The organism is Arthrobacter sp. 2762 (assembly GCF_040548745.1).
Taxonomy (GTDB): domain Bacteria; phylum Actinomycetota; class Actinomycetes; order Actinomycetales; family Micrococcaceae; genus Arthrobacter.
The window spans coordinates 736342-749254 of record NZ_JBEPSI010000001.1; the positions used below are offsets into that span (position 1 = coordinate 736342).

A 12913-nucleotide genomic window follows, 5' to 3' on the forward strand; every position below is an offset into this window, starting at 1 on the left:
ACAGCGCCCTAAAGGACAGCCAGCACGCCAAGCACGACGGCGAGCAGCGGCGTTGTCCCTTGGAGAACCGCAGGGCGGAGATACTTTTTGCCACTTGCAGCGAGCACCAGTGCCGCAAGGAGCATGGAACCGCAGCAGCTGAAGACGAGGGTCCAGCCCACCTGCGGAGCACCCATGGCCACTGCGATAATGCCTATCAACGCGCCGATGGCCAGGAAGAGGTTGTAGAAACCCTGGTTGTAAGCAAGTGGCTTGGTGGTTTCGGCGTCGGCCTGCGATGTCACGCTGAATCGTTTCCATGTAGCTGGCTTGGTCCATGTGATGGATTCCATGGTGAAGATATACACGTGGAGCAACGCCGCAAGCAGGGCGAAAATCAGGGAGGCCAGAATCATGGTCTGATCCTAGCCTCCCCGTGTTACAGAGCCTGTAAGGGCAGGGTTGTGTCAGTCACTGAGCATCGCCAGCGTCGCCCCGGCGAAGGACCACGCGGAACCATTCCATCGATCCAGCAGGCCCTGGAGGTTCTCACCGTCGGCCCGGTGGGCGGCGGTTTCGGCTTCGAGGGTCGCCAGGATTCCGGTGCGCAGCTCAGTATTGAAGTTCACCTTGCCAACCTGCATGGCAGGAGCCTTTGAGAGCTGGTCAGCGGGGATGCCGGAGGCGCCGTGCAGCACCAGCGGGACCTCGGTGCGCGCAGCAACGTCCTGCAGCACATCCCAGCGGATGGTGGGCTCACCCTTGTACTTGCCGTGCACGTTCCCCACCGCAACGGCGAGCAGTTGCGCTCCGGTCCGCGCAACGAACTCGGCCACCTGCGCCGGATCAGTGAGGCCGGCGACTGAAGTACCGGCGTCGTGCGCTGAGTCTTCGGCGCCGAAAGCCTTGTCCTCGTCGCCGGCGAGGCCGCCAAGTTCTGCTTCGATCACGACGTCGGAGAAACCCTCATCGTCCAGCGCCGCACGGACTTCGCGAACGAAGGCGATGTTGTCCTCGAACGGCAAGGACGAACCATCGGCAAGCACTGCATCCGCCCCGGCAGCCACGGAATCCTTGATGACCTGCAGGTCCGAGGCGTGATCCAGCTGGACGGATACCGGGACGCTTGCGTCGTCGGCCAGGCCGCGAAGTGCTGCGATGAGCCTGAGCCCGTTGGGCGTTGATGCCGTCTTGGGCGCCACCAGCAGGCCAACACCGAGCCGGGCTTCCTCCGCCGCCGAAACAACGGCTAGCGCGGTAGTGAAGTCGTAGCAGGTGAAGGCCGGAACAGCAGAGCCGTCAGCGAGGGCGGAAATGACCAACTGATCCAGTTTGGCGCGCATTAGTGGGCCAGACCTCCCACCAGGATCCAGGCAACGTAGGTCAGTGCGAAGCCAGCCAGGCCGAGGATGGTGGTGAGGACGGTCCAGGTCTTGAGACCGTCCGTGACGGTAAGCCCGTAGTACCGGATCACGGTCCAGAAACCTGCGTCCGTCACGTGGGAGAGCCCCAACGCGCCGAATCCGATGGCGATCACGATCACGGCAATCTGGGCGGGCGTGTAGCCGCCTTCCATCACTGCGGAAGTGAGCAGTCCGGTGGTCGTGACAATGGCAACGGTGGCCGAACCTTGGGCGGCGCGCAGTGCCAGGGAGATAACGAAGCCAAGCACGATCACCGGCAGGCCCAGGCTGTCCAGCGTGTGGGACAGGGCGGCGCCGATGCCGGAGGTGCGCAGGACCTCACCGAACACGCCACCAGCTGCAACCACCATGAGGATGGACGCGATGGGAGGCAAGGCGCCTTCGAAGATCTCGCCGGTTTCCTTGAGGGACCAGTTGCGGCGGACTGCCAGCAGGAAGAAGGAGAGGGCTACCGCCACGAGGAGCGCGAAGAACGGGTTGCCGATGAACGCGGCCACGCCGTACCAGTAGTTGTCCTTGGCAATGGTCAGCGTTCCCAGGGTGCCCACGAGGATCTGGACGATCGGAGCAGCGATCAGGAACATGATCAGGCCGGGACGCGGAGGGGCGATGGCGCGGGCGCCGGGACCGTCTGAGCCCACGTGGACCAGAGACTCGGACCCGAATTCCTTCACCTGTGCCTTGATACCGGGGAGCAACTCGTACTCTTTGCGGTTCATGATGCTGGCAACCCAGTAGGACAGGAAGCCAAGCGGCACGCAGATGATCAGCGAAATCAGGGTGATGAGGCCAATGTCGGCGCCAAAGACACCAGCGCCCGCAACGATTCCCGGGTGCGGCGGGACAGCCACGTGGATGGACAGCATGATGCCGGCCATGGGCAGGCCGAACTTGATCGGGTGAACGTTCGCGATCTTGGCGAAGGCGTAAACAATCGGGACGAGGACGATGACGCCCACCTCGAAGAACACCGGAATCGCCACGAGGAAGCCCACGGCCGTCAAGGCGATGGCAACGCGCTTGGCTCCGAGCTTCTCAGTGAAGTGTGTAGCCAACGACTGCACGCCGCCGGATACCTCGATCATGCGGCCAAGAATGGCGCCGAGCGCAATCAACAAAGCGACCTTGCCCATGGTGCTGCCAACGCCGTTGGCCACCACGGTGAAGATGTCTTTGAGCGGAATCTGGGCCGCCACACCTACCAGGATGCTGACAGCCAACAGGGCAACGAAGGCCTGGATCTTGAAGCGGATGATCAGCACCAGCAGCAGGGCAATGCCCGCAGCAGCGATAGTCAGCAACAGGGGTGTTCCCAGTTCCACTGCCGGTTTGATGGCGGGGGCATCAGCAGCCCGGACCACCAAGGAGTTGATGAGGGGATTCATTGGGGGTGTCTCCTTTGACATACCAGTCTAGAGAAGACCGGCGGGAGGTGGCGACGACGGCGAAGGGGGGACCGCCGTCGTCGCGGGTTTTGTTGGGGTTAGTTGGTGCGCTTTGTGGGCGCGACAACCTTGATGACTGCGGAGTCGTCGGCGGCGGCGAGGCCCTGGGCCTGGCCGAGAAGGTAAAGCTGTTCCGCAGCGGCTGCAACGGGTGCGGCAAGGCCGGCAGCGCGGGTGGCTTTGCCGACGATGCCCATGTCTTTCACGAAGATGTCCAGGCGGCTGAGGACCTCCGCTCCGTCCTCGGTATAGGCCTCCAAGATGCGGGGTCCGCGGTTGGACAGCATGAAGGAACCTGCTGCTCCGGCTTCGAGGGCCGCAAGGGTCTTTGCTTGGTCAAGACCCAGAGCGTCGGCCAGGGCCATGGCCTCTGCAGCTGCGGCGATGTGTACGCCGCAGAGCAACTGGTTCACGGTCTTGAGGGCCTGGCCGTCGCCGGGCTTGTCACCCACGATGCTCAGGGTTGATGCCAGCAGTTCCAACGCGGGCTTGGCTTTTTCAAGCGCCTCCGGTTCGGCGCCAACAACAATCAGGAGATCCCCTTCGCCCGCACGTTTCGGTCCACCGGACAGTGGCGCGTCCACGAGTGAAACACCGTACTCGGCCAGTTTCTCGACGGTGGCCGGGATGGCCTCGGTCCCGACGGTGCTGCCGAGGATGACAACGGCGCCCGGCTTAAGAACCGAGGCAACGCCGTTTTCGCCGAACAGGACATCGTTGAGCTGCTCACCGTTGCGAACGGCCAGGAGCAGCGCGTCGGCATCCTGCGAGGCTTCGCGGGCAGAAGCGAACGTCTTGATGCCGGCTTCGACGGCGAGCTCCAGGCGGGCTTCGGCGATGTCGAAACCGTGGACGGTCAACTCAGACGCGAGGCGGGTGGCCATGGGCAGGCCCATGGCGCCGAGGCCCAGAACGGTGACGGTGTAGTTGCTGCTGGTCATGGTGTCCTCCATTGAATTTTTGCGGGTTAGAAGGTTGCGCTGAGTTTGCGGGTGACCTGGGCCAGGGACTGGTCATCGCCCACATTGCCGGCGAACACGATGTACGGGATGCCTTTCGCCGGGCCATCCACCGGTTCCCAGAGCGAGACGATGCCCGGCAGCATCGGTCCGCGGACGATTGCGTGCCGGATCTCCAGTCCGTGCGCCGCAACATCCGAGGACGTGATGCCACCTTTGGCGATAACGAACCGCGGCGGGAAGGTTTTCAGCGTCCGGTTCACTACGTTGACGACGGCGGCCGAGACTGTGCGGGCGATCTTCAGGCTCGCTGCGGCGTCGTCGGTCTTGATGAGCAGGCGGCTGGTGTGGACGATCACGTCGCCTTGGTGGAGGGCATCAACGACGTCGGACACCACCGTGGCGATGTAACCGTCAGCTTCCGCTTCGGTTTCGGCTGCGAGGAGCTTCTCAACGTCGATCTCGATAATGCGCGCGGAGCTGTGCGCTGCCGTCAGGGCGCTGAGCTGGCGTGTGGTGACGCCAACGTGCGAGCCAACCACGATCAGGCCACCGGCTGTGGAGGGAGTGTTGCCGGCGTAGGCCTCTTCGGCGGTCAGTGCGGTGCGGATTTCCTGGCCGATGCGGCCACGGACGAATGGCGGACCCACGCGGTAGAGGAGCTTCTTGCCGCGACGTTCGGCTTCTTCGAGGCCGAGGGCCAAAGCCCGGAAGTCGTTTTCGGTGACGATGTCGGCCACGATCGGAGTGGAGTTGGTAGCGGACTCAATGGCGTCGGCGATCGCCTTCGCTGAGATGGCCGGGTCCTGGGCCGATGCGCCGGCACGGATGATGTTGAGGTCAAGGACGATCACATCGCTTGCGGGGAACCGGCCCTCCGACTTCTCCTCCACATACTTGGCCATCTCGGAGTTGGCGAAACCGAAGGACGCGTCCTTCGCGAATTCCGTCTCGGACACCGGGGTTAGGGTGCCGGCGTCGCCGCGCATGTAGTGCACACCGCCGATGGTGACGCGACCGGCGTCGGGGAATGCCGGAACGATGACGACGCCGTCGGTGGTTTCACCGGTCTCGGCGGCCACGGCGGCGGCAATGACGTCCGGTTCCAGCGGGTAGTGGCCGCGCAGGGTGGAGTCGCTGCGGCTGACGAAGCCGAGGCTGACGTTCCCGGCCGCTGCTGCCAGTGCATTCCGAACGATTTCCTCGTTCCGCGCTGCGGCCTCTGCTGGATCCAGGCTGCGGGTGTTGGTGAGGACGTAGACGGCGGGCTTGGTCTGGCTCTCGCGAATGTGATTGAAGGCCCAGGTGAAGTCCGCGACGTCCCAACGGGTGAGGACGGCGAGATCCGCGACCGACTGCGTTCCCGTGGGGTCGTCGTCGAGGACTACCAGGACGCGGGGGGCCTCAGCCGAGGACGCGGCAACGGCGTCAGCAACCAGCTGAGCCGGAATCTGGACCTCCGCCGGGAAAGAGGCCAGAACGTCTGCTTCAAGGGTCACGGTGCACTCCATCGTGGGAAATCTGTGTAGCGGTTTAGTGAATGTAAGATGTCAGACATCTAACATTTCGTAGCCAGTGTGACACAGCGCCCTTCACCGCGCAAGATGCCGTGCGTCATTAGTCTGGAGACATGGCCGGCGTTGCAACTCCACTCCCCTTTGTGGACGTGAGAACCTCCTCGCGTTCCCCCGGCGGGCAAGTCCCCGTTGTGCTCATCCACGGCTGGGCTTCGGGATCCGTGTACTGGGAGCCGCTGGCAAAGCTACTGCTCGACGCCGGACGCGAAGTGTGGATCCTCGACCTCCCCGGCTATCACCCCGGTCAGGACCTGCCGCCGGACTTCGAGTGGACGCTGGACTCTGCCGCCGCTTCAGTTGCAGCAGCGATCCGCGCCCGGACAAAAGGGGCGGCGCACCTGGTGGGGCATTCGATGGGCGGCAGCGTCTCACTGACCTTGGCGGCAAAGCATCCAGAACTAGTGGCAACAGTGGCTCTGGTAGGAATGGTTCCGGCACCTCAAAACGAGGGCTTCAAGAACCTCTTGGTGTCACAGCTGGAGCAGGGATACTTCGACGCGGGTACCAAGCTGAAGCTCATGAACGCCTGGTATGGGCACCTCTCCCCGGAAGACACGGAGCTGCTCAGCAAAGGATTCGATACGCCGTTCCGGATTCTGTCCGCCAGCGCCTGGGCGGCCATGACCGGCGTCGAACCTTCCGTGCCCGGCCGGGTTCAGGCGCCACTGCTGGTGATCGCAGGCACAGGGGACCGCGTGCGGTCCATGGAACAGATGGCCGCATTCGTGGCCGCAAGCCCAACGCGCAGCTTGAAGGCCATTCCAGACGCCGGTCACAGCGTCCATTGGGAGCAGCCGGAAGAATGCGCCACGATTTTGTGTGAATTTTGGAAAACGAGCTGGCCACCGCCAGCGTAAGATGTCTGACAACCATCCGCGCCTGGAGGAAAACATCCATGAGGTGCCGGAGGGTCTGAATTACAGGAAATGGGGATACATGGCACGCAAGTCGCTGGTGGGCGTCGTTGCTGATGAGCTGCTGGACCGGATCATCGCGGGCGAGTTTCCGCCCGGGACGATTGTCCCTGGCGAACTGGAGCTCAGCGCACGGCACGAGGTGAGCCGCATGACCGTGCGCGAAGCCATGAAGACCCTCGAGGCGCAGCGGATCCTCAGTGTGGAACGCGGCCGCGGAACATTCGTGAATCCACTGAACCAGTGGGCATCCCTGGAGGCCGTCCTGCGTGCCGCTTCCGAGGGAACCAAAGACGCGGCCGCTGCCGTCCAGCTCATCGAGCTGCGCCGGATGCTGGAGACCGGTGCCTGCGAACTCGCAGCGGAACGCATCTCCGACGACGAGCTGATCACCCTGAAAGAGCACGTTGAAAAGATGCAAGCCGCACACGAGGTCGATGACGTGGCCGCCTTCGTGGAAGCCGATCTCGCTTTCCACGATGTCATCCTCCATGCCTCGGGCAACGTGTTCGTGGCTGTACTGTTCGAGCCGCTGCATCGTGTGCTTGAGGCACGGCGGACGCAGACCTCAGCATTCGCTGAAATCCAGGAGCACGCGATCGGCCATCACCGGAAAATCGCAGCGGCCTTGGAGTCGCGTAATCCGCATGAAGCCCGGCTGGCCATGGACGCCCACATGCAGCAGACCTTGGACGATCTGAAGACGTACGTCCTGGAGGCTTAACCCAAGCAGGGGACAGCAACCGTCCCAATGGAAGTCCATTGGGACGTTTACTGTCCCCCCGTTGAGTCAGGTTTAGTCGACGTCCGTGTTCACGATGTACACGTCGCACGGAGCACCGTGTGCCACGCTGTTGGCGATGCTGCCCAAGACACGGCCCAGGCCCTTCATCCGCTTGTTTCCCACCACGATCAACGAGGCGTTGTTGGTCTCGGCGTAGTTGATGAGTGCGTTGGCCGGCGTACCGCGGGCTGCGAAGTACTTGATGTTGCCACTGGGAACATCAAGTTCCTCAGAGACCTTGCGGGCTACGTATTCTGCGGAGTCCGCCGAAGAAACCGTGATCCTGTCGCTGCCGCTGCCAAATTCTTCAATGCGGTCATCGGAGAACCCGCTGATGACATGCAACTCGGCGCCAAGGGCTGTGGCAAGCTTCGCTGCTGCCACTGCTGCGCGTTTGGCCGTTTCGCTGCTGTCAACGCCGACGACAATAACTTCAGACATGAGTACTCCTGGTTGTGGGAATTCACTGGTGGTGCTGCTAAAAATCTACACTCCATCACCATCCGCCGCCGGGATCCGGGAAGAACCGGCATCTTCCAGCCTGCGTGTTTACGATCCGGTGTGTCCGGGTAGGGATAAGTCATCGGAACCATCACGCGACCGGAAGGCAAGGACATGAGCGAGGCATCATTTTCCCCGCAAACCGCCATCGTCACAGGATCTGACTCAGGGATAGGACGTGCCACGGCGGTTGCGCTGGCCAAGGCAGGCATGGATGTCGGCATCACCTGGCACACGGACCAGCAGGGCGCCGAGGACACCGCAGAAGAAGTCCGCGGCCTGGGCCGCAAAGCGGTGGTGCACCACCTGGACACCACGAACGTCTCCGAAACCGCTGCCAGCATTGACAAGCTGGCCGAGGAACTCGGAGGCGTGGACGTGTTCGTGAACAACTCCGGAACGGGAGATGGCACCAAGTTCCTGGAACTGGACTACGACACCTGGATGTCCACCTTGGACACCAACCTCAACGGCGCATTCGTCGCCATGCAAGCAGCTGCCAAACGCATGGTCAATGCGGGCCGCGGCGGACGCATCATCGCCGTCACCAGCGTGCACGAGTTCCAGCCGCGGGTCGGAGCCTCCGCCTACGACGCCTCAAAGCACGGCCTTGGCGGCCTCATCAAGACCATGGCACTGGAACTCGCAGAGTTCGGCATCACCGCCAACAACGTGGCTCCCGGTGAGATCGCAACACCCATGACGGGCCAAACGGACGAGGACCCCAGGCAGAAGGAACGGCCGGGCGTGCCCCTTGGCCGTCCAGGTGACGCACGGGAAATTGCGGCCGTCATCGCTTTCCTGGCCTCCCCGGATTCCAGCTACGTCACTGGCGCCTCGTGGCCGGTGGACGGCGGAATGCTCCAGATGGGACCGCATGCAGGATCGCATATCACGGGCAATGACTGGCGCGAAAGCTGAGCCCGCCAGACCTCTGGCCCCCACGGACGTCCGTGGGCTAGTCTGCAGGAACGGCCTGCCGAGCGGGCCAGCATTTTCAAAGATTCAGGGACGATGATGAGGAGCACCATGGCTGACCACACATATAGCGTTTCCGAAATTGTTGGCACTTCTTCCGAGGGCGTCGATGCGGCCGTCAGGAATGGAATCGCTGCCGCCTCCCAGACGCTGCGTAACCTGGACTGGTTCGAGGTGAAAGAGATCCGCGGTCATCTGGAGGACGGCGCAATTGCCGACTGGCAGGTAACCATCAAGCTTGGTTTCCGCTTGGAGCGCTGAGCCCTCCGCTAGCTAACACTTGACGCCCATGTCCACAAAAACATGGGCGTCAACTGTCATCCCGGCGGGCGGGTTCGGGCGCCGGGGTGGTCGCTGCCGATACCTCGCCAAAGCTGCTGAGCAGCGTCAGGGCGTCCGACGACGGCGAACCGGCCTTCGCGGAATGGACCCTCAGCAGCTGGTCGGGGTCGTCCGGGAGGCTTAGCGTTTCAAAGTTCAGTTCAACATCGCCAACCAGTGTGTGGTGCAATCTCACCGTACCGGCAGAGCGTGAGGCCACCCTGTGCCCAGCCCACCATTGACGGAAATGCTCGCTGTGCACCGCAAGTTCGCCTACGAGCTGGTTGGTCTGGGGATCGTTGGGGTGCCTGCCGACGTCCATCCGCAAAGCGCCCACTGCCTCGGCGGCCACGGTTTTCCAGTCCCTGAACAGATCCTTCGCTGCAGGATCCAGAATGATCCAGCGGGTCAGGTTCCGTTCAGCCGCGGGCAGTGCTGTGAAATCCGTGAACAGCAGATGCGCCATCCGGTTTCCGGCCAGTACATCCGCGCGTCGCCCCAGGACCATTGCGGGTACATCCCCCACGGCGTCCAGCAGTTGCCGCAACGCGGGGCGCACCTTTTGGGCAGGGCCGGGATTTCCGGCTGAACTGGCGCAGTGCTCCAGCAGGTCCAACATGTGCGCATGCTCCCCCGCGTCCAGCCGCAGTGCCCTCGCTACAGAGTCGAGGACTGCCTTGGACGGGTGGATGTTCCGGCCTTGCTCCAGGCGTGTGTAGTAGTCGGTGCTCACCCCGGAGAGCCTCGCCACCTCTTCGCGGCGGAGACCGGGCACCCGGCGTGAGCCGGTGGACTCCTGGGCCCCGGCGTCCTCCGGCGAAAGGCGGGCACGCATGACTTTGAGGAATTTTCCGAACTCGGCGCTTTGACCCATCCGTCCATTCTGCCGTTATCGCGGCGGGCAAGACCAGAGCAGGACCACCGATTTGGGTAGGACTGTCAGACCTAGGAAAAACAGGATCAGGCTGGATTGCTGACTCTCCGACGAAAACTGAATAGGCTCAGTACAGAGCCTCCCGAAAACGCTTTCTGGAAAACCCGGCTTACCTCGGCCGAACTCACAGGAACCACGGGCAGGCCTGGAAATATCTACCTCGAAGGAGACCTCATGCCAGAGCTGACCCTAAACAACGGCGTCACCATTCCCCAGCTCGGATTCGGTGTTTTCCAGGTTCCTCCGGAAGAAACACAGAAAGTGGTGGAAGACGCTTTGGAGGCGGGATACCGACACATCGATACTGCCGCCGCCTATCGGAACGAGGCTGGCGTGGGCGCAGCCATCGCCGCCTCAGGCCTTCCCAGGGAAGACCTTTTCATCACCACCAAGCTCCGCAATGGCGAGCAGGGTGAGGCGTACGACGCCTTCCAACGCAGCCGCGACGCCCTCGGCTTGGAGGTAGTTGACCTCTACCTGATCCACTGGCCCGTCCCTTCGCAGGGGCTGTACACCCAGGCCTGGAAGGAGATGGAGAAGCTCTACCAGGACAAGCAGATCCGGTCCATCGGCGTCTCCAACTTCCTCACAGACCACGTGGACAAGCTGTTGCGGGAAGCTGACGTAGTGCCGGCCGTGAACCAGATCGAGCTGCACCCCACGTTCCAGCAGGCCGATCTCGCAAACAAGTGCCGCGATCTCAGCATCGCCGTTGAGGCGTACAGCCCGTTGGGGCAGGGCAAGGACCTGAACGCCGAGGTAGTGGCCCTGGTGGCTGCCGCACACGAAACAACCCCGGCCCAGGTAATTCTGGCCTGGCACCTCGCGCAAGGAACCATCGTGATCCCCAAGTCCGCGGACTCTGCCAGGATGCGGGAAAACCTGGGCGCCGCCGATCTCACCCTTACCCAATCCGAACTGGCTGCCATCACCGCACTGGAGGCCGGGGCCCGCATAGGTTCCGATCCCGCCGTCGCGGCTTTTACGCAGTTCTAAACACCCCTACGCAGTTCTAAACAAAAAGGACACAACAGCATGCAGTACACCCACCTTGGCCGCTCCGGCCTGAAGGTTTCCCGTCTCTGCCTGGGCACCATGAACTTCGGCCCCCAGACGGACGAAGCAACGGCGCACTCCATCATGGATTCCGCCCTGGATTCCGGCATCAACTTCTTCGATACCGCCAACGTCTACGGCGGCTCGGGCCACCGGGGCTGGACCGAGGAAATCATCGGGCGCTGGTTCGCAAAGGGCGGCGAGCGCCGGGAACGGACCGTGTTGGCCACCAAGCTGTACGGCACCATGACGGATCGTCCCAATGAATCAAAGCTCTCCGCGCTGAACATTCGCCGCGCCCTGGATGCCAGCCTGAAGCGGTTGCAGACGGATTACATCGACGTCTACCAGTTCCATCACATCGACCGCCAGACGCCATGGGATGAGATCTGGCAGGCAATCGAGGTTGCCGTGCAGCAGGGCAAGATCCTGTATTCGGGCAGCAGCAATTTTGCGGGCTGGCACATCGCCCAGGCCCAGGAAGCCGCCCGCCGGCGCAATTACACGGGCCTGGTCAGCGAGCAGTCCATCTACAACCTCTTCCGGCGCGAACTGGAGCTTGAAGTCATCCCCGCAGCGCAACAATACGGACTCGGCTTGATCCCGTGGTCTCCCCTGCAGGGCGGCCTGCTGGGTGGCGTGCTGAAGAAGGAAGAGCAGGGGGTCCGCCGCACGGAAGGCCGTGCGCTGGAGACGCTGCGCAAGCATGAGGACCAGATCCGCCAGTACGAGGATTTCGCGGACGAACTCGGGCAGAAACCCGGCGACGTTGCCTTGGCCTGGTTGCTCCATCAGCCTTCGGTGACGGCGCCGATTGTTGGACCGCGTACGCAGGAGCAACTGGATGCCGCAATCCGGGCACTGGATGTGACCCTCAATGAGGACGCCCTCAAGCGCCTCGATGACATCTTCCCGGGCCACCGCACCGCCCCGGAGGATTACGCCTGGTGAGCAGCTTCCTCCCCCAAGCGGACACCGTCCGGCCGCGGAACATCCTGTTCATCGGCGGGACCGGGGTCATCAGCGCGGCTGCGGCTGAACGCGCCGTCGCGCTGGGCCACCGGCTGACCATCCTCAACAGGGGACGGTCAGCCGGGCGGCCGGTTCCCGAGGGCGCCGAGGTGCTCCACGCGGATATCCGGGACATCGGGGCGGTGCGGGAGGTACTTCGTGGAAGGGAGTACGACGCCGTAGCGGACTTCATCTCCTTCACTCCGACTCATGCGCGGGCTGGCTTGGAGATGTTCCGGGGGAGGACGGGTCAGTACGTTTTTATTAGTTCCGCCTCGGCCTACCAAAAGCCACCCACCACCTTGCCCATCAGGGAATCGACTCCCCTGAAGAACCCGTTTTGGAAGTACTCGCAGGACAAGATTGCCTGTGAGGAGTTGTTCTTTGAGGCCTACCGCGAGCAGGACTTCCCTGTGACGGTGGTCCGGCCATCCCACACCTACGACCGGACCAAGATCGCACTGGTGGGTGGCTGGACGGACATTCACCGCATGCGCGCGGGAATGCCCGTGTTGGTTCATGGGGATGGGACCTCCCTGTGGACGCTGACCCACAGCCGTGATTTCGCCAAGGCCTTCGTCGGCCTCTTGGGAAGGCCGCAGGCTGTCGGTGAGAGCTACACCATTACTTCCGACGAGTTCTTGCCGTGGAACCAGATCTATCGTCTCTTCGCCCGGGCAGCAGGGGTTCCTGAACCCGAGCTGTTTCATGTTTCCTCCGAGACCATTGCCGCCCATAGCAAAGAGCTGGGCCCGAACCTCCTGGGGGACCGCTCGCACTCGGTGGTGTTCGATAACTCCAAGATCAAGGCACTCGTGCCGGATTACCAGGCAACCATGCCTTTCGCGGACGGTGCGAGCGAGATCATCGACTGGCACGATCAGCATCCGGGACTGCAGGTGGTTGCGGAAGACTTCATGGAGCTGAGCGATCGACTCTATGAGTGGTCGACTCGATGAGGGGTGGGCGCCAGCTGTTGCCAAGCAGCCAGTGGCCAGCGTAGAACAGCAAAGAGACCCGCCCGTCGAGA

The 12913-nt window shown here is 62.8% G+C and carries 14 protein-coding genes; 7 read left to right on the top strand and 7 right to left on the bottom strand.

Annotated elements, in window-relative coordinates:
- Nucleotides 1-8: 8 nt before the first annotated feature.
- The 5 genes from ABIE18_RS03620 to ABIE18_RS03640 all read right to left on the bottom strand — a co-directional run bounded on the left by ABIE18_RS03620 (nucleotide 9) and on the right by ABIE18_RS03640 (nucleotide 5306).
- Nucleotides 9-395: a DUF1304 domain-containing protein gene (locus ABIE18_RS03620; RefSeq protein WP_224094716.1), complete on the bottom strand. Its 387-nt coding sequence runs from the start codon at nucleotides 393-395 to the stop codon at nucleotides 9-11.
- A 51-nt stretch (nucleotides 396-446) separates the two neighbouring features.
- Nucleotides 447-1322, bottom strand: a complete 876-nt coding sequence (locus ABIE18_RS03625; RefSeq protein WP_499721237.1) for a class II fructose-bisphosphate aldolase — start codon at nucleotides 1320-1322, stop codon at nucleotides 447-449.
- Nucleotides 1322-2788 (bottom strand): GntP family transporter, encoded by a 1467-nt coding sequence (locus tag ABIE18_RS03630; RefSeq protein ID WP_499721238.1) that lies wholly within the window; start codon nucleotides 2786-2788, stop codon nucleotides 1322-1324. Before ABIE18_RS03630 ends, ABIE18_RS03625 begins: the two co-directional genes overlap by 1 nt.
- A 98-nt stretch (nucleotides 2789-2886) precedes the next feature.
- Nucleotides 2887-3789 carry an NAD(P)-dependent oxidoreductase gene (locus tag ABIE18_RS03635; protein ID WP_499721239.1) on the bottom strand — a complete coding sequence of 301 codons (903 nt, stop codon included), beginning with the start codon at nucleotides 3787-3789 and terminating at the stop codon, nucleotides 2887-2889.
- Between the two features lie 26 nt (nucleotides 3790-3815).
- A complete protein-coding gene (locus ABIE18_RS03640) occupies nucleotides 3816-5306 on the bottom strand; it encodes a four-carbon acid sugar kinase family protein (protein WP_499721241.1) in 1491 nt (496 codons plus the stop codon).
- A 131-nt stretch (nucleotides 5307-5437) separates the two neighbouring features.
- Here ABIE18_RS03640 and ABIE18_RS03645 point away from each other — a divergent pair, with 131 nt between their 5' ends.
- Both ABIE18_RS03645 and ABIE18_RS03650 read left to right on the top strand, forming a co-directional pair.
- On the top strand, nucleotides 5438-6241 hold the full coding sequence (locus ABIE18_RS03645) for an alpha/beta fold hydrolase (protein ID WP_499721243.1): 804 nt from the start codon (nucleotides 5438-5440) through the stop codon (nucleotides 6239-6241).
- 79 nt (nucleotides 6242-6320) lie between these two features.
- Complete coding sequence (locus ABIE18_RS03650; RefSeq protein WP_499721244.1) at nucleotides 6321-7022, top strand: FadR/GntR family transcriptional regulator; 702 nt, start codon at nucleotides 6321-6323, stop codon at nucleotides 7020-7022.
- Nucleotides 7023-7094: 72 nt separating this feature from the next.
- On the opposite strand, the gene ABIE18_RS03655 is transcribed toward ABIE18_RS03650, so the two are convergent.
- Entirely contained in the window at nucleotides 7095-7523 is a 429-nt protein-coding gene (locus ABIE18_RS03655; protein ID WP_224094701.1) for a universal stress protein, read from the bottom strand.
- A 174-nt stretch (nucleotides 7524-7697) separates the two neighbouring features.
- On the opposite strand from ABIE18_RS03655, the gene ABIE18_RS03660 reads away from it, so the two are divergent.
- On the top strand, nucleotides 7698-8504 hold the full coding sequence (locus tag ABIE18_RS03660) for an SDR family oxidoreductase (RefSeq protein ID WP_499721246.1): 807 nt from the start codon (nucleotides 7698-7700) through the stop codon (nucleotides 8502-8504).
- 108 nt (nucleotides 8505-8612) lie between these two features.
- Nucleotides 8613-8822 (top strand): dodecin, encoded by a 210-nt coding sequence (locus tag ABIE18_RS03665; protein ID WP_377667018.1) that lies wholly within the window; start codon nucleotides 8613-8615, stop codon nucleotides 8820-8822.
- A 49-nt stretch (nucleotides 8823-8871) separates the two neighbouring features.
- Here the strand turns inward: ABIE18_RS03665 and ABIE18_RS03670 are convergent, their stop codons facing one another.
- Nucleotides 8872-9756 (bottom strand): helix-turn-helix transcriptional regulator, encoded by an 885-nt coding sequence (locus tag ABIE18_RS03670; RefSeq protein WP_499721247.1) that lies wholly within the window; start codon nucleotides 9754-9756, stop codon nucleotides 8872-8874.
- A 234-nt stretch (nucleotides 9757-9990) separates the two neighbouring features.
- Here ABIE18_RS03670 and ABIE18_RS03675 point away from each other — a divergent pair, with 234 nt between their 5' ends.
- Genes ABIE18_RS03675 through ABIE18_RS03685 form a run of 3 tightly spaced genes read left to right on the top strand, consistent with a single transcriptional unit; the run spans nucleotide 9991 to nucleotide 12842 of the window.
- Nucleotides 9991-10812, top strand: a complete 822-nt coding sequence (locus ABIE18_RS03675; RefSeq protein WP_499721248.1) for an aldo/keto reductase — start codon at nucleotides 9991-9993, stop codon at nucleotides 10810-10812.
- Nucleotides 10813-10851: 39 nt separating this feature from the next.
- Nucleotides 10852-11823, top strand: coding sequence for an aldo/keto reductase (locus tag ABIE18_RS03680; RefSeq protein WP_499721250.1), 972 nt, complete (start codon nucleotides 10852-10854; stop codon nucleotides 11821-11823).
- Nucleotides 11820-12842, top strand: a complete 1023-nt coding sequence (locus ABIE18_RS03685) for an NAD-dependent epimerase/dehydratase family protein (RefSeq protein ID WP_499721252.1) — start codon at nucleotides 11820-11822, stop codon at nucleotides 12840-12842. Before ABIE18_RS03680 ends, ABIE18_RS03685 begins: the two co-directional genes overlap by 4 nt.
- Nucleotides 12843-12913: the final 71 nt, after the last annotated feature.

What these genes read in the sequence shown, in the direction of transcription:
- ABIE18_RS03620 (WP_224094716.1), bottom strand. Translation starts at nt 395, where the DNA reads ATGATTCTGGCCTCCCTGATTTTCGCCCTGCTTGCGGCGTTGCTCCAC.
- ABIE18_RS03625 (WP_499721237.1), bottom strand. Translation starts at nt 1,322, where the DNA reads ATGCGCGCCAAACTGGATCAGTTGGTCATTTCCGCCCTCGCTGACGGC.
- ABIE18_RS03630 (WP_499721238.1), bottom strand. Translation starts at nt 2,788, where the DNA reads ATGAATCCCCTCATCAACTCCTTGGTGGTCCGGGCTGCTGATGCCCCC.
- ABIE18_RS03635 (WP_499721239.1), bottom strand. Translation starts at nt 3,789, where the DNA reads ATGACCAGCAGCAACTACACCGTCACCGTTCTGGGCCTCGGCGCCATG.
- ABIE18_RS03645 (WP_499721243.1), top strand. Translation starts at nt 5,438, where the DNA reads ATGGCCGGCGTTGCAACTCCACTCCCCTTTGTGGACGTGAGAACCTCC.
- ABIE18_RS03650 (WP_499721244.1), top strand. Translation starts at nt 6,321, where the DNA reads ATGGCACGCAAGTCGCTGGTGGGCGTCGTTGCTGATGAGCTGCTGGAC.
- ABIE18_RS03655 (WP_224094701.1), bottom strand. Translation starts at nt 7,523, where the DNA reads ATGTCTGAAGTTATTGTCGTCGGCGTTGACAGCAGCGAAACGGCCAAA.
- ABIE18_RS03660 (WP_499721246.1), top strand. Translation starts at nt 7,698, where the DNA reads ATGAGCGAGGCATCATTTTCCCCGCAAACCGCCATCGTCACAGGATCT.
- ABIE18_RS03665 (WP_377667018.1), top strand. Translation starts at nt 8,613, where the DNA reads ATGGCTGACCACACATATAGCGTTTCCGAAATTGTTGGCACTTCTTCC.
- ABIE18_RS03670 (WP_499721247.1), bottom strand. Translation starts at nt 9,756, where the DNA reads ATGGGTCAAAGCGCCGAGTTCGGAAAATTCCTCAAAGTCATGCGTGCC.
- ABIE18_RS03675 (WP_499721248.1), top strand. Translation starts at nt 9,991, where the DNA reads ATGCCAGAGCTGACCCTAAACAACGGCGTCACCATTCCCCAGCTCGGA.
- ABIE18_RS03680 (WP_499721250.1), top strand. Translation starts at nt 10,852, where the DNA reads ATGCAGTACACCCACCTTGGCCGCTCCGGCCTGAAGGTTTCCCGTCTC.